General features: G+C 71.3%; 22 protein-coding genes. 5 read left to right on the plus strand and 17 right to left on the minus strand.

The features are described 5' to 3' along the window. Positions 1–6 precede the first annotated feature (6 nt). A complete protein-coding gene (locus tag GWK15_RS03190; RefSeq protein WP_168038971.1) occupies positions 7–687 on the minus strand; it encodes a Fe2+-dependent dioxygenase in 681 nt (226 codons plus the stop codon). A 29-nt stretch (positions 688–716) separates the two neighbouring features. On the opposite strand from GWK15_RS03190, the gene GWK15_RS03195 reads away from it, so the two are divergent. Continuing rightward, positions 717–1,538 (plus strand): hypothetical protein, encoded by an 822-nt coding sequence (locus GWK15_RS03195; RefSeq protein WP_168038973.1) that lies wholly within the window; start codon positions 717–719, stop codon positions 1,536–1,538. Here the strand turns inward: GWK15_RS03195 and GWK15_RS03200 are convergent. Beyond that, the gene (locus GWK15_RS03200) at positions 1,535–2,941 is read right to left on the minus strand and encodes an FAD-binding oxidoreductase (RefSeq protein WP_168038975.1); all 1,407 of its coding nucleotides are present in this window, start codon (positions 2,939–2,941) and stop codon (positions 1,535–1,537) included. The genes GWK15_RS03195 and GWK15_RS03200 overlap by 4 nt on opposite strands. A 51-nt stretch (positions 2,942–2,992) precedes the next feature. After that, the gene (locus GWK15_RS03205; RefSeq protein WP_168038977.1) at positions 2,993–3,898 is read right to left on the minus strand and encodes a LysR substrate-binding domain-containing protein; all 906 of its coding nucleotides are present in this window, start codon (positions 3,896–3,898) and stop codon (positions 2,993–2,995) included. A gap of 114 nt (positions 3,899–4,012) precedes the next feature. Between GWK15_RS03205 and GWK15_RS03210 the strand changes: the two genes are divergently transcribed. Beyond that, positions 4,013–5,389 carry an FAD-binding oxidoreductase gene (locus tag GWK15_RS03210; RefSeq protein ID WP_168038979.1) on the plus strand — a complete coding sequence of 459 codons (1,377 nt, stop codon included), beginning with the start codon at positions 4,013–4,015 and terminating at the stop codon, positions 5,387–5,389. A gap of 1 nt (position 5,390) precedes the next feature. Then, on the plus strand, positions 5,391–6,590 hold the full coding sequence (locus GWK15_RS03215) for an MFS transporter (RefSeq protein WP_168038981.1): 1,200 nt from the start codon (positions 5,391–5,393) through the stop codon (positions 6,588–6,590). A 5-nt stretch (positions 6,591–6,595) separates the two neighbouring features. Here GWK15_RS03215 and GWK15_RS03220 read toward each other — a convergent pair whose 3' ends face one another. Genes GWK15_RS03220 through GWK15_RS03235 form a run of 4 tightly spaced genes read right to left on the minus strand, consistent with a single transcriptional unit; the run spans position 6,596 to position 9,301 of the window. Continuing rightward, positions 6,596–7,291, minus strand: coding sequence for a cysteine hydrolase family protein (locus GWK15_RS03220; protein WP_168038983.1), 696 nt, complete (start codon positions 7,289–7,291; stop codon positions 6,596–6,598). Further along, the gene (gene mtnA / locus GWK15_RS03225; protein ID WP_168038985.1) at positions 7,291–8,379 is read right to left on the minus strand and encodes an S-methyl-5-thioribose-1-phosphate isomerase; all 1,089 of its coding nucleotides are present in this window, start codon (positions 8,377–8,379) and stop codon (positions 7,291–7,293) included. The genes GWK15_RS03220 and mtnA overlap by 1 nt, the downstream gene beginning before the upstream one ends. Positions 8,380–8,391: 12 nt before the next feature. Then, positions 8,392–8,862 (minus strand): UPF0262 family protein, encoded by a 471-nt coding sequence (locus tag GWK15_RS03230; protein WP_168038987.1) that lies wholly within the window; start codon positions 8,860–8,862, stop codon positions 8,392–8,394. Continuing rightward, complete coding sequence (locus GWK15_RS03235; RefSeq protein WP_168038989.1) at positions 8,855–9,301, minus strand: DUF983 domain-containing protein; 447 nt, start codon at positions 9,299–9,301, stop codon at positions 8,855–8,857. The genes GWK15_RS03230 and GWK15_RS03235 overlap by 8 nt, the downstream gene beginning before the upstream one ends. Positions 9,302–9,435: 134 nt before the next feature. Here GWK15_RS03235 and GWK15_RS03240 point away from each other — a divergent pair, with 134 nt between their 5' ends. Beyond that, the gene (locus tag GWK15_RS03240) at positions 9,436–10,113 is read left to right on the plus strand and encodes an aspartate/glutamate racemase family protein (protein WP_168038991.1); all 678 of its coding nucleotides are present in this window, start codon (positions 9,436–9,438) and stop codon (positions 10,111–10,113) included. Continuing rightward, positions 10,110–10,538, plus strand: a complete 429-nt coding sequence (locus GWK15_RS03245; RefSeq protein WP_168038993.1) for a tetratricopeptide repeat protein — start codon at positions 10,110–10,112, stop codon at positions 10,536–10,538. Before GWK15_RS03240 ends, GWK15_RS03245 begins: the two co-directional genes overlap by 4 nt. A 1-nt stretch (position 10,539) precedes the next feature. Here GWK15_RS03245 and GWK15_RS03250 read toward each other — a convergent pair whose 3' ends face one another. The 10 genes from GWK15_RS03250 to GWK15_RS03295 all read right to left on the minus strand — a co-directional run bounded on the left by GWK15_RS03250 (position 10,540) and on the right by GWK15_RS03295 (position 18,486). After that, on the minus strand, positions 10,540–10,920 hold the full coding sequence (locus tag GWK15_RS03250; RefSeq protein ID WP_168038995.1) for a hypothetical protein: 381 nt from the start codon (positions 10,918–10,920) through the stop codon (positions 10,540–10,542). Positions 10,921–10,927: 7 nt separating this feature from the next. Next, positions 10,928–11,260: a hypothetical protein gene (locus tag GWK15_RS03255; RefSeq protein ID WP_168038997.1), complete on the minus strand. Its 333-nt coding sequence runs from the start codon at positions 11,258–11,260 to the stop codon at positions 10,928–10,930. A gap of 67 nt (positions 11,261–11,327) precedes the next feature. Beyond that, positions 11,328–12,293, minus strand: a complete 966-nt coding sequence (locus GWK15_RS03260) for an N-carbamoyl-D-amino-acid hydrolase (RefSeq protein WP_168038999.1) — start codon at positions 12,291–12,293, stop codon at positions 11,328–11,330. Between the two features lie 56 nt (positions 12,294–12,349). Then, positions 12,350–12,550 carry a hypothetical protein gene (locus GWK15_RS03265; RefSeq protein ID WP_209441979.1) on the minus strand — a complete coding sequence of 67 codons (201 nt, stop codon included), beginning with the start codon at positions 12,548–12,550 and terminating at the stop codon, positions 12,350–12,352. After that, a complete protein-coding gene (locus GWK15_RS03270; RefSeq protein WP_168039001.1) occupies positions 12,547–14,304 on the minus strand; it encodes a flavin-containing monooxygenase in 1,758 nt (585 codons plus the stop codon). The genes GWK15_RS03265 and GWK15_RS03270 overlap by 4 nt, the downstream gene beginning before the upstream one ends. 102 nt (positions 14,305–14,406) lie before the next feature. Continuing rightward, complete coding sequence (locus GWK15_RS03275) at positions 14,407–15,351, minus strand: N-carbamoyl-D-amino-acid hydrolase (RefSeq protein ID WP_168039003.1); 945 nt, start codon at positions 15,349–15,351, stop codon at positions 14,407–14,409. Next, positions 15,348–16,340, minus strand: a complete 993-nt coding sequence (locus tag GWK15_RS03280) for a Bug family tripartite tricarboxylate transporter substrate binding protein (protein WP_168039005.1) — start codon at positions 16,338–16,340, stop codon at positions 15,348–15,350. Before GWK15_RS03280 ends, GWK15_RS03275 begins: the two co-directional genes overlap by 4 nt. After that, positions 16,327–16,824 (minus strand): GlcG/HbpS family heme-binding protein, encoded by a 498-nt coding sequence (locus GWK15_RS03285; protein ID WP_168039007.1) that lies wholly within the window; start codon positions 16,822–16,824, stop codon positions 16,327–16,329. The genes GWK15_RS03280 and GWK15_RS03285 overlap by 14 nt, the downstream gene beginning before the upstream one ends. After that, on the minus strand, positions 16,821–17,111 hold the full coding sequence (locus tag GWK15_RS03290) for a hypothetical protein (RefSeq protein WP_168039009.1): 291 nt from the start codon (positions 17,109–17,111) through the stop codon (positions 16,821–16,823). The genes GWK15_RS03285 and GWK15_RS03290 overlap by 4 nt, the downstream gene beginning before the upstream one ends. Next, positions 17,095–18,486 carry a dihydroorotase gene (locus GWK15_RS03295; protein ID WP_168039011.1) on the minus strand — a complete coding sequence of 464 codons (1,392 nt, stop codon included), beginning with the start codon at positions 18,484–18,486 and terminating at the stop codon, positions 17,095–17,097. The genes GWK15_RS03290 and GWK15_RS03295 overlap by 17 nt, the downstream gene beginning before the upstream one ends. Positions 18,487–18,499: the final 13 nt, after the last annotated feature.

An 18,499-nucleotide genomic window follows, 5' to 3' on the forward strand; every position in this document is an offset into this window, starting at 1 on the left:
GCTCCGTCACGTCTCCACCCACTGCCGCAGCAGGTTGGCGTGGGACTTCGCGAGCAGGTCGAAGGTCTCCCCCTTGCCCTGCTCGGCAAAGACGCGGCGCTTCGCCGTCTCGAGGTCGAACAGGATCTCGCGCTTCGCCGGGTCGCGCACGAGGCTCTGCACCCAGGTCACGGCGACGATGCGCTCGCCGGCCGTGACCGCCTCGACGCGGTGCAGGGTCGTCGCCGGATAGGCGATCGCATCCCCGGCACCGAGGCGGAAGTCCTGCTCGCCGGCAGGGTCCTCGATCACCAGTGCGCCGCCCTCGTAGGTTGCAGGATCGGCGAGGAAGACCGTGACCGCGACATCCGTGCGCAGCGGGCCCTCGGGTTCGCCCAGGCCCATCACCGCGTCGTCGACATGGGTGCCGTAGGTCTCCCCCACCCCATAACGGGCGAGCAGCGGCGGGCGCATGCGCAGCGGGCGGACGGCGCTGCGGAAGACCTCGTTGGCCATCAGCGCGGCGGTGACGATCTCGGCGGCCTCGCGCGTCGCGGGATCGCGCCGCGCGGCCTGGCGGTTCTCCTTCACCAGGCGCGCATGCCAGCCGGCCGTCGTGCGACCGTCCTCGAAACGGGCGGCGTCGAGCAACGCCCGGACCTTGCCGAGCGCGGCCGCATCGAGCACATTGGCAATGCAAATGATCATCGTTCGCAACTTACCGCAGGACAGGCACCATGGATAGCGGACGGCGGCGGCTGAAACTCTGGCTCGGCCTCGGGACGGCGGCGCTGATGACCACCCAGGCGGGCCTTGCGGCCGCGCAGGGCGCGGCGAGCCCACCGCCCACCACCCTGCCCCCGGCGATGCAGGGCGGCGAAGGCGGGGAAGGCGGCGAGGGTGGCGAAGGCGGGGTCGATGCCGACCGTGCCCTGACCGATCCGCTGGCCTTCACCGTCGCACTGGATGTCATGGCGGCCCACATCGTCGCCGGGCGGGACGTCTATCGCGTCGCGCCCGACTCAGCGGCGGAGATGTTCGCCCACGCCATCGCCGAGGTCTACGCGGTGATGGAGGAAGTCCTGACGCAACGGGGCGTCGCACCCTTCCAGGACCGGATGGACCGCGCGACGACCCTGGCGCAGGACCGTGCGCCGGCCGAGGCGGTGACGCAGGCCGCGGCCGCGGTCCTCGCCGCGCTGCGGGAGGCGGAGACGCACGCTCCCTCCCCCGGAGCGACGCCGCTCGTGCAACTGCGCGCGGCGGCGGAGATGGCCGACCGCGCTGCCCTTCAGTACGGGGTGGCGCTCCGCGACAAGGACAAGGACGAGCCCTATCTCGACGGCTATGGCCTGGCGCGCGTCGCGGCGCTGCGCGGGGCAGCGCTGGTGCCCGCGCTGCGCAACAGCGGCCAGGCGGAAGCCGCCGCGCGGCTCGAGGAAGTGCTGGGCCTGCTCGGCGCGGCCTACCCGACCTCGACGCGGCCGGACCATACGCCGGCGGTCGATCCGGCGGCACTGCTGGCCGCCAGCTCGCGGCTGCGCCTCGCCGTCGACTAAGGCAGCACCTTGCCGGGGTTCATCGCCCCGGCCGGGTCGATCGCCGCCTTCACCGCACGCATCAGGTCGAGCGCGACCGGGTCCTTGTGCGTCGCCATGGCGTGGCGCTTGGACTGGCCGATGCCGTGTTCAGCCGAGAAGGAGCCGCCGAGGTCCACTGCGATCGCGTTGACGATCGGCTCGGCCTCCCGCGCGCGGGCGACCCAGTCCTCGCGCGAGGTGCCGTTGGGCGCCATCAGGCTGACATGGATGTTGCCGTCCCCGGCATGGCCGATCGCGATCAGCCGGCCCTCGGGCCAGCGCGAGGACAGCGCCGCCTCGACCTCGGCGAGGAAGCGCGGCACGGCGGAAACCGGCACCGAGGTGTCGGTATTCACCACCGGCGCCTCGCGCCGCGCGCAATCAGGCCAGTCCTCCCGGATGCGCCACAAATTGGCGCGCTGCTGCTCGTTCTCGACCAGCACGGCGTCGGTCACCTCGCCGGCCTCGGCGGCGGTCGCGAGGGTGTCCTCGAGCATCTCGCGCAGCGGCACCGAGGGATGCGCGGCGGCGAGCTCGACCATCACGTACCAGGGGCTGCCGAGCGGCAGCGGCACGCGCAGGCCGATGCCGTTCTTCTGCACGATGTCCATGCAGCGGCCGATGAGGAGTTCGAAGGCGATGACCTCCGCGCCGCTTTCCATGACGCGGGAGAAGAGCGTCAGCGCGGCATCCGGCGAGGGCACCGCGACCATGGCGGTCTCGACGCGCTTGAGCGCGGGCACCAGGCGCAGGGCCGCCGCGGTGATGACGCCGAGCGTGCCCTCCCCGCCCAGGAACAGGTGGCGCAGCGCATAGCCGGAATTGTCCTTCCGCACGCGGCGCAAATCGTTGAGCACGCGCCCGTCCGGCAGCACCACCTCGAGGCCGAGGACCAGGTCGCGCGCATTGCCCCAGCGCAGCGTGCGGATGCCGCCGGCATTGGTGGACAGCGCGCCCCCCACCATGGCCGAGCCCTGCGCACCCCAGGACAGCGGAAAGAGCCGGTCCACCGCCGCCGCCGCCTGCTGGACGTTCTGGATGATGCAGCCGGCCTCGGCGACGAGGGAGAAGTCGCGCGCATCGACGTCGCGGATGCGGTTGAGGCGCTCGAGGCTCATCACCACCGAGGGCGGGCCGTTCGCCGGCACCACCGCGCCGCCGCAAAGGCCGGTGCGGCCCCCGGCGGGGACGATGGACAGGCCCTCGGCGACGCAGGCGCGGACCGCGGCCTGCACCTCCTCGACGCTGCCGGGCCGGAGCACCGCACGCGGCATGCCCGTCCACACGCCGCGCCAGTCGACGGCGTAGGGGGCCAGGTCATCGGGCGCGGTGAGGCAGTTCCGGGGGCCGAGCGTTGCGGCCAGAGTCTCGAGCGTTTCCATGCGCGCGATCCTGGCCGCCGGCCCGGATGAAATCAAACCGGCCCCGCGGCGTCAGGCGACGCGCTGGAGCCACGCCGAGAAGGCTTCGATGTCCCGGGTCCGCCGCGTGCCGCGCGCATGGGCCAGGTGGTAGGCATAGCCCGGCAGGCAGAGGTCGAACGCCTTCACCAACGTCCCGGAGGCGAGTTCACGCGCCGCCAGAACGTCGCTGCAGATGGCGATGCCCTGCCCGGCGACGATCGCCTCGATCCCGTGAAGTTCCTCCCGGAAGCGAAGCGCACCGGGAGCATCGGGATCCTGCCAGGCGCGATGCGACACGCCGGCGGCAGCGAACCAGCGCGCCCAGGTCGGCGCATGATCCTCCCAGCCGTTCCACTCGAGATGCACGAGGGTATGGCGCGCGAGGTCGACGGGATTGCGGATCGGCGAGCCTGTGGCGAGGAGCGCCGGGCTGCAGATCGGCCAGAACCGATCGCGCATCAGCACTGAGGAGACCAGGCCGGCCGGCGGATCGCCCATGTAGCGGATCGCGAGGTCGGCTTCCCCCTTCGCAACCTCGACCACAGCGTCCGTCCCGATGATCTCGAGCGGCAGCGCCGGCTGTTCCGCGCGCCACAGGGCAAGGCGCGGCACCAGCCAGCGATGGGCGAAGGCGTTCGTCGTCGTGACGCGCAGCGGCCGCGGCGTGCCGGTCCGTGCAACGGCATCCACCGCCGCGCCCAGCGCGCCGAAGGCCTCGTGCACCGCCGGGTAAAGGTCCTGCCCGGCCGCCGTAAGGCCGATCGGGCGCGGGCGGCGTCGGAACAGCGGCTGGCCGCAGAGGTCCTCGAGCGCACGGATCTGATGGCTCACCGCCGTCGGCGTCACGCCGAGCTCGGCGGCGGCCTTGCCAAAGCTGAGGAGCCGCGCGGCCGCCTCGAAGGCTCGCAGCGCGGACAGCGGGGGCAGCCTGCGCATGGCGGCAGCATAGATGAAAGGAACTCATCCTCGGAACGAGAATTTCGCAGTTGCGTGAGGTCGCCCCCCGGCCACGAAATCCGGCCGCGTTCCGCGTTCGGGAGGATGAAGGCGATGACCACCATCCAGGGCCTGCAGCCGGACGTCGACCGGCTGGCCGGTGTCTTCGCGGGATCGCTGCTTCGCCCCGGCGATCCTGGCTATGACGGCGCGCGGCGGGTCCATAACGGGCTGATCGACAAGCATCCGCGGCTGATCGCGCGCTGCGCGGGCGTGGCGGATGTCGCGGATGCCGTGCGGTTCGCGCGCACCCATGGGCTCGAGATCGCGATCAAGGGCGGCGGCCACAACGTCGCGGGCCGCGCGACGGTCGAGGGCGGGCTGATGATCGACCTCTCGCCCATGAAGGGCCTGCATGTGGACCCGCGGGCGCGCATCGCGCGTGCGCAGGGCGGACTGACCTGGGCCGGGTTCAACCGGGAAACGCAGGTGCATGGCCTGGCGACCACAGGCGGCGTCGTCTCCTCGACCGGAATCGCGGGCCTGACGCTCGGCGGCGGCATCGGCTGGCTGATGGGCCGGCACGGCCTCGCACTCGACAACCTGGTTTCGGCCGAGGTGGTGCTGGCGGATGGTCGCGTCGTCACCGCGAGCGATGCGGAGCATCCCGACCTGTTCTGGGCGCTGCGCGGCGGCGGGGGGAATTTCGGCGTCGTCACCTCCTTCACGTTCCGCCTGCATCCCGTCGGTCCGATGGTCACCGGCGGGCTGATCGCCCATCCCTTCACGGCGGCCTGGGACGTGCTGCGGCACTTCCGCGACATGACCGCCTCGCTGCCCGACGACCTCATGGTCTTCGCCGGCCTGGTGCATGCGCCCGACGGCTCGGGGGAGAAGCTCTGCGCCCTTGTCGTGTGCCACTGCGGAACGCCCGCCGAGGGCGCGGCGGCGGTCGCGCCGCTGAAGGCCTTCGGCGCGCCGGCGGTCGATACGGTGGCGCCGATCCCCTATTGCGCGGTCAACGCGATGCTCGACGGGGCCTATCCGGCGGGCGCGCTGAACTACTGGAAGTCGAGCTTCCTCGCCACGCTCGGCGACGAGGCGATCCGCGCCATGATCGACGGCTTCGCACGCTGCCCGACGCCGATGGGACAGATCCTGATGGAGCACTTCCACGGCGCCGTGACGCGCGTGGCGCCGACCGCGACGGCCTTCCCGCACAGGGCACCTGGCTACAACATGCTGGTGCTCTCGGAATGGATGGATCCCGCGGCGAGCCCGGCCTGCATCGCCTGGGCGCGCGAGACCTACGACACCCTCGCCACCTTCGCCGGACCATCCCGCTACATGAACTACCTCGGCGACGACGAGGACGGCACGGCGATGGATGCGGCCTTCGGGCCGAACCTGCGGCGCCTGCAGCAGGTCAAGGCGGCCTACGATCCCGAGAACGTCTTCCACCTGAACCAGAACATCCGGCCCGCCGCCTAGCGTGGCCCCGCTGCCCGCCCTGCCGCCGCACTGGTCCGCGCTCGCGGTGCTGACCGCGGCGCGGGCAAGCCTCGGCTTCCAGTTCCAGTCGGTGCCCTCCGCCTCACCGGCGCTGATGGAGGGCTTCGGTATCGACTTTGCAGCCCTCGGCATGCTGATCGGCCTCTACTTCCTGCCCGGCATCGTCCTGGCCTTGCCGGGGGGCATGCTCGGGCGGCGCTTCGGGGACCGGCGCCTCGTCGCGTCGGGGATGGTGCTGATGACGCTGGGCGGGACCCTGATGGCGGTGGCCGGGAATGCAGACGTCCTGTCGGCCGGACGGCTGATCTCCGGTGCCGGTGCCGTCCTGCTCAACGTGACCATGGCGAAGATGGTCTCGGATTGGTTTGCGGGGCGCGAGGAGATCGTCCTCGCCATGGCGATCTTCGTGAATTCCTTCCCGATCGGATCGGGGCTGGCGCTTCTGCTGCTGGGTCCGCTCTCCGCCGCGGCCGGGGCATCGGCAGCCATGCTGGCCAGCGCGGCGGCGGCGCTGCTCGCGCTTCTCCTGCTGCTGCTCGCCTACCGCCGGCACCCGAATGACGGTTTCGGCGCGGCCGTCGCGACGCAGGGCGCCAGAATCACTGCGGGCGAATGCGTACTGGTCTGCGTCGCAGGGGCCATCTGGGGCATCTACAACGGCGTCTTCGGCATCATCTTCGGCTTCGCGCCAACGCTGCTCGCCGACGCCGGGATCGGGAGCGCGACCGCGGGGCTCGTGCTCGGGTCCACGATCTGGCTGATGGTCGGCTCGATCCAGGTCGGCGGGGTGCTCGCGCAGCGCAGTATCAGCCAGGTGCGGCTGCTTGGGTGGAGCATGGCGGTGGCCGCAACCTTCATGATCCTGCTGGCCTGGCTGCCGCCAGTGCCGTTGCTGATCGCGATCGGGCTGGTCCTGGGCCTGCCGGTCGGGGTGATCATGTCCCTGCCCGCCACCGTCTTGCGGCCAGAGGCGCGCAGCCTCGGCATGGGCGTGTTCTATACCGGTCTCTATGTCGGCCATGCGGGACTCCCGCCGATCGCGGGCTGGCTGCGCGATGCGAGCGGCGATGCCGGCGCGCCGTTGCTCTTCGCGGGGGTCATGACCCTGGTGATGCCGGGGCTTCACGCGATGTTCCGCGCCCTGCAGCGGCGAGCCGCGCCGCAGACCGCGGTGGCCTAGCCTGCTCAGTCCGGCAGGTAGCCGATCAGGTCCTCCGCCCGCATCACCTCGCAATAGATGCGGTTGATGATCTCGAGCTCGCGCAGATGCAGCTCCATCGTCCCGGCGGCGCAGCCATCCTCGACGACGATCACGTCGAAGGATTCGTCGGCGAGGCTGCGCACGGTCGAGGAGACGCACTGGTCGGTGAAGATGCCGGTGCAGACGACATGGGTGATGCCCATGTTACCCAGCAGCAGCCGGAGGTTCGTGCCGGTCAGCGCGGAATCGGTGGTCTTGGTGACGACCACCTCGCCGGGCCGCGGGGCAAGCTGCGGGACGACCTGCGACGCCTCGGAGCCATGCGGCAGGAAGAGGTCGTTCCAGCCCGGCTTCTTCTGGCTGAGCGAGCGGTCGGCGCCGTCGGGCGTCAGGCTCGCGATGCGGGCGAAGACCACCCGGTTGCCGGTGGCGCGGAAGCGTTCGATCAGCCGCGCGATGGTCGGGATGACGGTGCCGTGCATCCGTTCATGGAAGCCGTCCCAGGCGGCCTCCCGCGCGCGTTCGGCCGGCGAGAGCGTGTCGGGGTCGGGGCGCGCCAGGTAGGTGTTCTGCACGTCGATGACGAGCAGCGCGACCTTGCCCTTCACCAGCACCGGGTCGGGCGCCTCGGGGGCGCCGTCGTAGTAGAAGGATCGCCAGGCCGTCTTCCAGCCGGCCATCAGGCCTTCTCCGGATACATCGCGGCGATGGCCTCGGCCGTGGCGGGGATGCGGCCGCGTTCGGTGATCAGGCCGGTCACGAGCCGCGCCGGCGTCACGTCGAAAGCCGGGTTGGCGGCAGGGCTGCCGCCGGCGACGACGCGGATCGTCTCGATCCGGCCATCGGCGGTGCGGCCCGTGAGGTCGGTGACCTCGGCCTGGCTGCGTTCCTCGATCGGGATCTCGGCCACGCCGTCGGCGACGCGCATGTCGAGCGTCGAATGCGGCAGCGCCACCCAGAACGGGACTCCGTTGTCGGCCGCCGCCAGCGCCTTGAGGTAGGTGCCGATCTTGTTCGCGACGTCGCCGGTGCGGGTGACGCGATCGGTGCCGACGATGACGAGGTCGACCTCGCCATGCTGCATCAGGTGGCCGCCGGCATTGTCGGCGACGACGGTGTGCGGCACGCCATGGGCGCCAAGTTCGAAGGCGGTTAGCGCCGCGCCCTGGTTGCGCGGGCGCGTCTCATCGACCCAGACATGGACCGGAATGCCGGCGTCATGCGCCATGTAGATCGGCGCGAGCGCCGTGCCCCAATCCACCGTCGCGAGCCAGCCGGCGTTGCAATGCGTCAGCAGGTTCACCGGCTTGCCGGGCTTGCGCGCGGCGATCTCCTCGATCAACGGCAGCCCGTTGCGGCCGATCGCCTCGCAGGTCGCGGCATCGTCGTCGGCGATGGCGGCGGCCTCGGCATAGGCGGCGGCGGCGCGGTCCTGCACTGGCAGGTTGCGCAGCGCGGCCAGCATTCGGTCAATCGCCCAGCGGAGGTTGATCGCGGTCGGGCGCGTCTCGGCCAGCATGGCGCAGACGGGTTCCAGCGCCGCCGGATCGCGCCGCATCGCGAGCGCCACGCCATAGGCCGCCGTCGCGCCGATCAGCGGCGCCCCGCGCGTCTGCATGGCGCGGATGGCGTGGGCGACCTCGTTCTCGTCGGTCAGGCGCAGCCATTCGACCTGCCAGGGCAGCCGCGTCTGGTCGAGGATGCGGACGGACCAGCCATCCCCCGCATCCACGCGCACGCTGCGATGCCAGATGCCGTCGATCTTCATGGCGGGGAACTCTCAGATGCGCTGGTGCAGCGCGCAGACCAGGGTGAACAGCCGCCGCGCGGTCTCGAAGTCGACGTCGATGCGGCCCTTGAGTCGCTGCTGGAGCAGCTCGGCGCCTTCGTTGTGCAGGCCGCGGCGGCCCATGTCGATCGCCTGGACGCGGCTTTCCGGGCCACTTTCGGCGACCGCGCGCTCATGCGCCTCGACCACCATGTGGTAGTCCTTGATCAGCCGGCGGAACGGCCCCAGCGCCAGCGCCAGGACATGCAGCGTCCGGTTGTCCACGTCCCGGATGTCGAGGACCAGCCGGCCCTCGCGCACCGAGACGGCGAGCGCATAGGGACCGGGGGCCAGGCCCGGCGGGTCGAAGCGGTTGCCGGCGATGAGGTCGGCGATCGCCTGGCGGCGGTCGGCCTCGGCGAAGGCGGAGGGCGCGGGCGGCTCCTCGGGCAGTTCGACGCGGATCAGGCGCTGTTCAGGCATCCCCGCGCCCTCGGCGCACCGGGACCGCGACCGGCGCGCCCTGCTCGTCCCCGGTCAGGCCAAGGCGCAGCATCCACGCCACCACCGCGCCCTTCACCGGGCGCAGCATCAGCATGCAGACGATGGTGAAGAGCGGCAGCCAGATCGCCATGTGCACCCACATCGGCGGGTGCCAGGCCTTCTCGACCAGGAAGACGAAGGGCAGCAGGACATGGCCCGCGATCAGGATGGTGAAGTAGGGCGGCGCGTCGTCGGCGCGGATGCGCCCCAGCGGCGCGTGGCAGACGCTGCATTCGCGGACGAGCTTCAGGTAGCCGTCGAACAGATGTCCCTGGCCACAGACGGGGCAACGCCCACGGGCACCGCGCAGGAGCGCCGCGCCGATCGGCGGTTGGGCTTGGGCTTCGGCGGGTTCGGCCCGCTGAGTCTCCCAGGGCATCGGCGTTCCTTTCGGTGGGCACTCTCCGGCGCCCATTGTGCAGCGCAACATAAACCACGTCGGGGCCGGCCGGTTCAAGCCTTTCCGCACAGGCGAGGCTTGCACGGCCCGGATGGCCGGCGCGAGGATGGGTCATGGCCGAACGCATCCTGGTGATCAACCCGAACTCGAGCCTGTCCTGCACGGACGGGATCGCCGCCGCCATCGCGCCCTTCGCGGCGCCGGGCCTGCCGCGGCTGGACGTGACGCGCCTGCCCGACAGTCCGAACGCCATCGTGACCTGGCGCGACTGGTACGGCGTGGCCGAACCGCTCTGCCGGATGGTCGAGAGCGAGGCCGCCGACGCCTACGTCATCGCCTGCGTGTCCGATCCGGGGCTCGAGGCGGTGCGGACGGCGACCGACAGGCCGGTCTTCGGCCCGCTGCGCTGCGCCGTCGCCGCGGCGATGATGCGCGGCGAGCGCTTCGGCATCATCGCTTTCACGGACAAGTCCAAGCCCCGCCAACGCCGCGCGCTGCAGGCCATGGGCGTGGAGGCGCGGCTCGCCGGCACCATACCGCTCAACCTCGACATGGAGGTCCTAACCGACCCGGTCGCACCGCGCGCGCGGCTCGCCGAGGCGGCGAAGGAACTCGTCGCCATGGGGGCGGAATCGGTCATCCTCGGCTGCGCCGGCATGGCCGGGCACCGCGCCTTCGCCGAGGAGGCCTGCGGCGTGCCCGCCATTGAACCCTGCCAGGCGGCGGTTTCCCAGGCGCTGCTCGCGGTCGTCGCGGCGCGCGGCGGGCGGATGCGCCTCGCGGCGGAATGATGCGGCTGGCAGTCCTCGCCGGGCTGCTGGCCGCCGGGACGGCGATCGCCGCCCCGCCGCTGACGCCGCCGGAGGACCCGCAGGCGCGGGAGGCGGCGCGGCTGACCCAGGACGGCCGCTACGACCTCTCGGTGCCTCTGCTCGAGACCGTGCTGGCGCGGCGGCCGGATGATCCGGACCTGCTGACCTACCTCGCGCTCGCGCTGCGGCGTACCGGCCGGCCGGCGGAAGCCGAGGCGCGCTACGCCCAGGCGCTGGCGCGCGACCCGGAGCACCTGCCCGCCATCGCCTATCAGGGCGTGCTCTACCTCGAGACCGGGCGGCGCGGGATGGCGGAGGCGAATCTCCGGCGGCTGGAGGCGCTCTGCCCCTTCTCCTGCCCTGAACGCGAGGATCTGGCGCGGGAGATCGCGCTGCGCCGTTGAATCAGCGCCGCGGCGCGCCCTCGGTCAGGCGGAGCGGCGCGAGCGGACGGCCCGCCGCGTCAAGCGGGACCTCCCGCCAGGGGCCGGGTTCGGAAAGGCGCACGCGCAGCAGGCCGGGCGCGAGATCCGCATCTGTCGCATCGGGGTAGCGGTGGGATTCGAGCGCCAGACGCTCCCGCCCGTCCTGGCCGCGCACCATGACGCGCCAGGTCTCGCCGACTGTCGCGCCGCAGCCGATTTCCTCGATGCGCCAGGCGCCGTCGGGCGCGCGGCGCGTCTCGGTCGCCGCGCAGCCGGCGCCGCCCACCATGACCATGGCCGCGATGCCGCCGGCCGCGGCGATCGTCGCGCCGAACGCCGCGACCGCGATCGCGCGCCGCATGGCCTCGCTAGAAGCCGCTGCGGAAGGCCGGGGAGACCTGATTCGGCATGTCCGGCATCTGGCCCATCGCGCCTTCGTCGTAGGGGGCGTAGTCGGGCTCCCCGGTCCGGCGCGGCGTGAGGCCATCCGCCGCGTTCATGCGCTGGTCTCGGCTATCCTGGTTCAGGGCGCGCTGGATGCGCTGCGCTTCTTGCTGCGCCGGCGTGCCGGATGCGGCGGGCGTGGGCCGGGCGGCCGGGGGATTCGCGGGCGGCGGCACGGTGTAGCCGGCCGGCAGCGGCGCCTGCTGCTCGGCGCAGGCCACGACCAGGGCGGCCGTGAAGAAGAGCTGAAGCCTCATGGATGGTCCTTTGCGGGCCTGGGAGCGAAACATTAGCCGAGCCGCCGACGGGCCGACAGGCCACCCTTCAGCCGCGCGACGGGGTCCAGGCGGCGGGCGGCTCGCTGCCCACCTGCGCGGTGATGCGGCCATAGGCCTCCGGCCGGCGGTGCTTCGCGAAGTTGAAGATCGTGGTGCGGCCGAGCTCGCACATGCCGAGGTCGGCCTCGGCGACGATCAGTTCGTCGCCCCAGGACGTCGCCTGGGCCATGATCTCCCCCTGCGGGTTCACGATGATCGAATGGCCGAACAGCTCGTGCCCATCCTCGGTGCCCGCCTTGGCGGTGGCGACCGCGAAGCAGGCGTTCTGGTAGCAGCCCGCGCGGATCGAGAGATGGCTGTGCTCGACGCGCAGGTGGTGCGCCTCGAAGCCGCGGTTGTCCATGTTCAGCGAGGGCGTGTTGTAGCCGAGCATGACGAGTTCGACCTGCTGCAGCCCCATCACGCGCCAGGCTTCCGGCCAGCGCCGGTCGTTGCAGATCATCATGCCGACATTGACGTCATGGCCCGCGACGGGTGCGCGGACGACGGGGAAGCCGAGGTCGCCGACCTCGAAGTACCGCTTCTCGAGGTGCTGCACCTTGCGGATCGGGTCGTAGTCCTTGTGACCCGGCAGGTGGACCTTGCGGTACTTCAGCATGACCTCGCCGTTCGGGCTGACGAAGACGGCGGTGTTGAAGCGGTGCCCGTCGGGGGTCTTCTCGGCATAGCCGAGGTGGAAGGCGATGCCGTACTTCCGCGCGGCCTCGAACAACGGCGCGGTCTCGTTGGAAGGCAGCGCGGTTTCGTACCAATGGTCGGCGGCGGAGACGTCTTCCTCGTACCAGCGCGGGAAGAAGGTGGTGAGCGCGAGTTCGGGGAAGACCACGACCTCGGCGCCGCGCTGATGGGCCTTTTCCATCAGGCGCACCATGCGGCCCACGGCGACGTCGCGGCCTTCCGCCTTCTGGATGGGGCCGAGCTGGGCGGCGGCGAGGACGAGGCTGCGGGTCATGGGCGGTCTCCGGACAATCGCGCGGACCCTATCGCGGATTGCTGCGCCGCGGGAGGTCAACGCGGCTCGATGATCGCCGCGCCTCGCCGCATCCACGCCCGCGCCACCGCGGCGGCCGGCGCTTCCTCCCAGGCCCCGGCCAGCAGGTCCACAAGGTCGTTCGCGGCCGGCCGCGTCCTGGTGATGGCGAGCGTCTCGCCATCACGCGTCACGAGGCGGAAATGGCCGGTCTGCGGGTCCTCGACGACCTGGATCACGTCGGCAGGCCGAGTTCCCGCGCCTTGATCTGCAGCGCCAGCACCTTCGAGAAGATGCGGCACTGCGCGAGGCCGCCGGCATGGAACCACAGGCCCGGCTGGCCGGTCGGGCGCCACATGCCGTGCAGCTCGCCTTCCTCGTCCCAGCCCCAGACCTTGCCGACGCGGTCGGCAACCGCATCGCCGAAAAGGCGGCGCGCGGCCGCGGCCTGGCCCTCATAGCCGGTGGCGAGCACGATCAGGTCCGCGGGCTTCGTCGTGCCGTCCTTCATGATCGCGCCCTCGGGGCCGAAGCGGTCGATGTCGTCGAACTGGATCAGGCCGACCTTGCCGTCGATGATCATCTGCGAGCAGCCGGCGTCGAAGTAGTAACCGCCGCCGCGCTGCTGATACATGATCTGCCAGCCGGTCCCGTCCGGGCCCGAGGTCAGGCGGAACCCCTTCTCCTTCAAGCCGTCGAGCAGTGCCTTGTCGGCATGCTCGTTCATCCTGGTCATGCGCTGGTGGGCGCGCTTGTAGATCGGGAAGGGGAAGGAAGTGGCGAGGAGGTCCTTGTCCTCGAAGGGGATGTCCTCGTCGTAGAGCGCATAGGGCGCCTGCGCTTCCTTCAGGCTCACCACCAGCGTCGGGCGACGCTGGATCAGCGTCACCTCCGCCGCGCCCGAGACCGCCAGGTCCTGCGCGACGTCGTGCCCCGAGGTGCCGGTGCCGAGTACCAGCGCGCGCTTGCCCGCCCAGTCGAGGCCGCTGCCGACGGCGCCCGAATGCCGCACCACGCCCTTGAAGTCCTTCAGCCCGGGAAGGTCCGGCATGATCGGGATGCTGCTGACGCCGTTGGCCATGACGATGTGGCGCGGGCGCATGCGGCGCTCGGAGCCGTCGGCGCGCTTCAGCGTCACGTCCCAGCACTGCGCCGCCTCGTCCCAGCTGCCACCGGTGAGTTCCGTGCCGGTCCAGGTATTGATCTCCATCGCCTCGGCGTAGAGCTCGAACCAATTGGCCAGCATGTCCTTCGGGATGAAGACCGGCCAGGAGCGGGGGAACGGCATGTACGGGAGGTGATTGACCCGCGTTTCGTTGTGCAGGGTCAGGGCGTGGTAGCGCTTGCGCCAGGAATCCCCGATGCGGGCGTCCTTGTCGATCACCAGCGTGTCGACGCCGAGCAGCGACAGCCGCGCCGCGATGGTCATGCCGGATTGGGACGCGCCGACGACGAGGACAGCCGGGTCGCGGTCGGCATAGGCGACGGCCTTCTTCCGCCGGTCGAGCCAGTTCTCGCCGCCGAAATTCCGCTTCCAGTCGACATTCTGCCAGCGCGTGCCGTTGGCCGGGTCCTCATGGCCGCGGATCTCGTCGAGCGCGGTCATTAGCGTCCAGGCGCGGGTCTCGCCGTTCTCGCTGACCAGGCGGACGACGCCGTTGCAGGGGCCGACGACGGTCTCGAAGGTGAAGATGACCTCGATCGCCTCGGTGCCCGCACGGGTGACGCGGCGCGGCGGGGTGCGGCGGGCGGCGAGCGCAACGCCGCGCGGCCGCGCGGCCGCGAGGCGCCCGGCGAGGCGTTCGGCGATCGCATCCGCGCCGGAGGCGGTGCGCAGGTTCCAGGTGAAGGCGAGGATGTCGCGCCAATGGCTTTCGGTGGCGAAAAGGGCCGCGATGGCGGCCTCGTCCCGCGCGTCCATCGCCGCCTGGAAGCGGCCGAGCCATGCCTCCGCGGCCGCTTCCACCGTCGTGCCGGTCAGGATGCCGTCCATGGCGCCGTTCTCCTCCATCTTCTTAAGTTAAGACGGAGTTTGAGCGCCGGTCGTCGACGGGGCAAGCGCGGGGCGGCCCGCCGGCCCCGCGCGCCATGCAAATCAGGGCGGCGGGACGGCGCCGACCTGGTCGATGATCGCCCGGTACCATTGCGGCCGGCGATGGGCGGCGAAGTTGAACATCTTCTCCTTGCCCTGGCGGCAGGCGTCGAAGTCGGCATCGGCGACGATGACCTCGTCGCCCAGCGTCTTCGCCTCCGCCTGCACCACGCCGTTCGGGTCGACGATGACCGAGCCGCCGATCAGGCCGGAGCCATCCTCGTTGCCGGCCTTGGCGACGGAGACAGCCCAGGTCGCGTTCATGTAGGCGTTCGACTGAACCGCCAGGGTCGAATGGAAGGTGCGCAGCTCGGCGCTCTCGGTCGTGCCGCCCATCGGGTCGTAGGCGGCGGAGTTGTAGCCGATGAGCATCAGCTCGATGCCCTGCAGCCCGTAGCAGCGCCACCCTTCCGGCCAGCGGCGGTCGTTGCAGATCAGCATGCCGAGGACAGGCCGGCCCCAGGCATCGGGCCCGCGGAAGGCGGGGAAGCCCAAGTCGCCGTATTCGAAGTAGCGCTTCTCGAGCTGCTGGAAGCGGTCGCCGACGCGCGGCTCGACCGTGCCAGGCAGGTGGATCTTGCGATACTTGCCGAGGATGCTGCCATCCGGCCCCGTGGTGACGGCCGTGTTGTACCGGCGGCCCTGCGGCGTGAGTTCCGCATAGCCGACATACATCCCGACCCCAAGCGCCTTCGCGCGGTCGAACAGCGCCTGGGTGTTGGGCCCGGGCAGTTCCGTCTCGAAGTAGGAATCGAGCTCGGCCTGGTCGGTGAACAGCCAGCGGGGGAAGAAGGTGGTGAAGGGCAGTTCCGGGAAGACGACGAGCTTCGCCCCCTTCCCCGCCGCGTCCTCGAGCAGCGCGATCATGCGGTCTAGGATCTGCTTGCGGCTGTCGGCCTTCTGGTTCGCGCCCATCTGGGCGCCGGCGATGCGCAGGATGCGGGTCATGAATCGAGTTCCGGTCGGATGGCCTCGACGATCGGGCGGTAACGCTCGGTCTCGGCGGCGATGAAGGCGGCGGCGGAGGCCGGCGTGCCGGGCTCTGAGGCGACGATGCCCGCGCCGTCGAGCGCGGCGCGGAAGGCGGGATCGGCGAGCATCGTGTTGGTTGCCTGGGACAGGCGCGCGACGATCGCCGGCGGGGTGCCTGGCGGCACGAAGACGGCATGCCACAGCACGGCCTGGAAGCCGGGCAGGTTCAACGCCTCGGCGACCGTGGGAATGTCCGGCGCGCGCGGATGGCGCTGCGGCGTCGCGACGCCGAGCATCCGCGCCCGCCCGCCTTGGTGCAGCGGCAGCGCCGCGCCGAAGGTGTTCACCCCGAGCGCGATGGTGCCGCCGACTACGTCGTTCATCGCCGGCGCCGCGCCGCGATACGGGACGTGGGTGAGCGGCACGCCGCCGGCGCGCTGCTTCATCAGTTCCGTCGCCAGGTGCATCAGCGTGCCGGTGCCCGGCGAGCCGTAGGACAGATGCGGCTGCGCGGACCGCGCCGCCGCCATGAAGGCGGCGAGCGTCGCCGGCTGGGACGGGTTCGCGACCCAGGCGAGCGGGCCGCCGCCGATCTCGGCCACCGCGATGAAGTCCTTCGCGACGTCGAATTGCGGCTGACGCGTCACCAGCGGATAGAGCGCGTGGGTCGAGGCGGTGCCGAACAGCAGGGTCAGCCCATCGGGTCGCGCACGCGCGACCTCGAGCGAGCCGATCGCGCCCCCTGCCCCGCCACGGTTCTCGGTGACCACGGGCTGGCCGAGCTCGCGCGACAGGCGTTCCGAATAGAAGCGCGCATAGACGTCGGTCGGCCCGCCCGCGGGGAACGGGATCACCAGCCGCAGCGGGCGGGAGGGGTAAGCGTCCTGACCGATGGCTGGCGCCGCCAGCAATGTTCCGCCCGCGGCCAGCAGGCCGCGGCGGGAGAGCACGTCACAACCCGGCATCGCGCCATGTCTCCGATGGGTTCTCGGGGTGCGGGATGAATCCCGCCGCGCGCACCCCTTCGATCGCGGCATATTCGTCCTTGTCCGAGGCGTCGCCCGAGACGCCCACGGCACCGATGGCGGCCCCGTCGGGGCGGCAGATCAGCACGCCGCCCGGGACGGGGATGAAGCGACCGTCCGAGGCCGCGGCGATGGCGGACTGGAAGGCGGGCCGTTCCTTCAGCCGGTCGCGGATGACACGGCTGCCAATGCCCATGCCGAGTGCGCCATAGGCCTTGCCGGTCGCGATCTCGGCGCGAAGGATGCCCGAGCCGTCCTCCCGCTTCAGTACCACCGCGTGGCCGCCGGCATCGAGCACCACGACGGTCAGCGGCAGAAGTCCCACCGCGCGGCCGGCGGCGAGCGTCGCATCGGCGATGCGCTCGGCGGCGGCGAGCGGCAGGTCCACCGCCAGGTGCTTCACGTAGTAGTCGGCGTGGGTCATCGGAACAGGTCCCTGAAATCCTGGAGGGTGCCGCCGAAGGCCCGCCAGACGATCACCGTGCCGAGGCAGATGCCGCCGCCGAGCATCAGCCCCGGCACCCCTTCCCGCAGTCCACCCTGGAAAGCGAGACTCGCGCCGAGCAGGCCGAGCACGAGGCCTGCGGCGACCGCCATCGCCGCCTGGGCGAAGCCGGGCTTCTCGCGCGGCGGCGGCGCGTCGCCGGCACGCGAGGGGCGCGGCGGGCGCTTGATCCAGTGGCCCTTGGGCCGCTCATTCCTCCCCGACATAGGTCCCGTTGTGCTGGCGGGGCACGAAGCGGCCGGTGCCGGGCTTCGCCAGCACCTCCTTGCCGTTCCAGATGCAGGCGCCGCGCAGGTAGGTCGCGGCGACGCGCGCGGCCATGCGACGGCCATCATAGGGGGACCACTTCGCGTCCGGCTCGTCCTGGATCTCGGCGGCATCGAAGGTGAACTCGCCCGTCTCGAGCACCAGGAAGTCGGCGTCCGCGCCGACGCGGATCGCGCCCTTGCGGGGGAAGAGGCCGTGGAACTTGGCCGGGCGCTCGGCGCAATACTTCGCCATCAGGGTGACGGGCAGCGAGCGTTCCGACAGCAGCGTGTACATCAGCGGCGCGAAGGACTGCAGGCCAGTGAGGCCCGCGCCGACGGCGAAGATGTCCCCGTTGTAGGTCTTGCGGTCCTTCGGCCAGGGCGCGTGGTCGGTCGAGACATAGGCGATCTTGCCCGCCGCGAAGGCCTCCCACATCCGCGCCACTTCCTCGTGGGTGCGGAAGGGCGGGTTGCACTTCCCGAAGCCCTCGAGGCGGACGATGTCCTCCTCGGTCATGCAGAGGTACTGGATGCAGGCCTCGCCTGAGGCCTTGCCGCCCATACGGCGAAAGACCTCGGCGATCTCGAAACCGCGCGCCAGGGACGAGTGGGCGATGTGGACATGCGCCCCGGTCTCGAGCCCGATCTCGAAGATCTCGAGATCGGCCATGGTCTCGCAGAGCGGCGGGCGGGTGCGGCAGTGCCAGATCGGGCTGGTGTTGCCGGCGGCCTTCGCTTCTTCCGTGAGACGGACGACGATCTCCTGGTCCTCGTTGTGGATCGCGACCATCAGGCCGGTCTTCGCGATCTCCCGGAAGGCGGCGACCATGGTGGGGTGGTCGATGCGCGGGAAGCGCACCGGGTCATACTCATAGGTGGAGAGCTTGAAGGAGCAGACGCCGGCCTCGGCGAGGCCCGCGATGGCGTCCACGCCGCCCGACTTCTTGATGGTGCCATACAGCGCCATGTCGACATGGGAGGTGGCGTTCACCACCTCGACCTTCTCGGCGAGGATCGAGGCATCGGTGACCGGGCGCGGCACGTCGTAGGGCATGTCGACGCAGGTGGTGACACCGCCGGCCGCGGCCGACATGGACGCCCCCTTGATGCCGGGCCAGCCGCGGGAGGAGGAGGTGTGCATGTGCCCGTCCACCAGGCCGGGCAGCACGTAGCGGCCGGAATGGTCGATCACCTCCTGGGCCGGCGGGCTCGCGCCCTCCCCAATGGCGGCGATGGTCTCGCCGCGGATGGCGACGTAGCCGTCGCGCAGGATGCGGTCGGGCAGGACCAGGTCGCCGCGGATCACGCGGTCGAAGGGGGTGGCGTCGGACATGGGCGGAAGACTC

Origin of the sequence: Neoroseomonas oryzicola (assembly GCF_012163135.1) — a bacterium.
Taxonomy (GTDB): Bacteria; Pseudomonadota; Alphaproteobacteria; order Acetobacterales; family Acetobacteraceae; genus Neoroseomonas; species Neoroseomonas oryzicola.

Coding starts and splice junctions, on each gene's coding strand:
- GWK15_RS03200 (WP_168038975.1), bottom strand. CDS start 2,941: ATGGAAACGCTCGAGACTCTGGCCGCAACGCTCGGCCCCCGGAACTGC.
- GWK15_RS03280 (WP_168039005.1), bottom strand. CDS start 16,340: ATGCCGGGTTGTGACGTGCTCTCCCGCCGCGGCCTGCTGGCCGCGGGC.
- GWK15_RS03260 (WP_168038999.1), bottom strand. CDS start 12,293: ATGACCCGCAGCCTCGTCCTCGCCGCCGCCCAGCTCGGCCCCATCCAG.
- GWK15_RS03290 (WP_168039009.1), bottom strand. CDS start 17,111: ATGTCGGGGAGGAATGAGCGGCCCAAGGGCCACTGGATCAAGCGCCCG.
- GWK15_RS03240 (WP_168038991.1), top strand. CDS start 9,436: ATGGCCGAACGCATCCTGGTGATCAACCCGAACTCGAGCCTGTCCTGC.
- GWK15_RS03295 (WP_168039011.1), bottom strand. CDS start 18,486: ATGTCCGACGCCACCCCCTTCGACCGCGTGATCCGCGGCGACCTGGTC.
- GWK15_RS03220 (WP_168038983.1), bottom strand. CDS start 7,291: ATGGCCGGCTGGAAGACGGCCTGGCGATCCTTCTACTACGACGGCGCC.
- GWK15_RS03235 (WP_168038989.1), bottom strand. CDS start 9,301: ATGCCCTGGGAGACTCAGCGGGCCGAACCCGCCGAAGCCCAAGCCCAA.
- GWK15_RS03255 (WP_168038997.1), bottom strand. CDS start 11,260: ATGAGGCTTCAGCTCTTCTTCACGGCCGCCCTGGTCGTGGCCTGCGCC.
- GWK15_RS03275 (WP_168039003.1), bottom strand. CDS start 15,351: ATGACCCGCATCCTGCGCATCGCCGGCGCCCAGATGGGCGCGAACCAG.
- mtnA (WP_168038985.1), bottom strand. CDS start 8,379: ATGAAGATCGACGGCATCTGGCATCGCAGCGTGCGCGTGGATGCGGGG.
- GWK15_RS03190 (WP_168038971.1), bottom strand. CDS start 687: ATGATCATTTGCATTGCCAATGTGCTCGATGCGGCCGCGCTCGGCAAG.
- GWK15_RS03230 (WP_168038987.1), bottom strand. CDS start 8,862: ATGCCTGAACAGCGCCTGATCCGCGTCGAACTGCCCGAGGAGCCGCCC.
- GWK15_RS03195 (WP_168038973.1), top strand. CDS start 717: ATGGATAGCGGACGGCGGCGGCTGAAACTCTGGCTCGGCCTCGGGACG.
- GWK15_RS03205 (WP_168038977.1), bottom strand. CDS start 3,898: ATGCGCAGGCTGCCCCCGCTGTCCGCGCTGCGAGCCTTCGAGGCGGCC.
- GWK15_RS03270 (WP_168039001.1), bottom strand. CDS start 14,304: ATGGACGGCATCCTGACCGGCACGACGGTGGAAGCGGCCGCGGAGGCA.
- GWK15_RS03210 (WP_168038979.1), top strand. CDS start 4,013: ATGACCACCATCCAGGGCCTGCAGCCGGACGTCGACCGGCTGGCCGGT.
- GWK15_RS03285 (WP_168039007.1), bottom strand. CDS start 16,824: ATGACCCACGCCGACTACTACGTGAAGCACCTGGCGGTGGACCTGCCG.
- GWK15_RS03250 (WP_168038995.1), bottom strand. CDS start 10,920: ATGCGGCGCGCGATCGCGGTCGCGGCGTTCGGCGCGACGATCGCCGCG.
- GWK15_RS03245 (WP_168038993.1), top strand. CDS start 10,110: ATGATGCGGCTGGCAGTCCTCGCCGGGCTGCTGGCCGCCGGGACGGCG.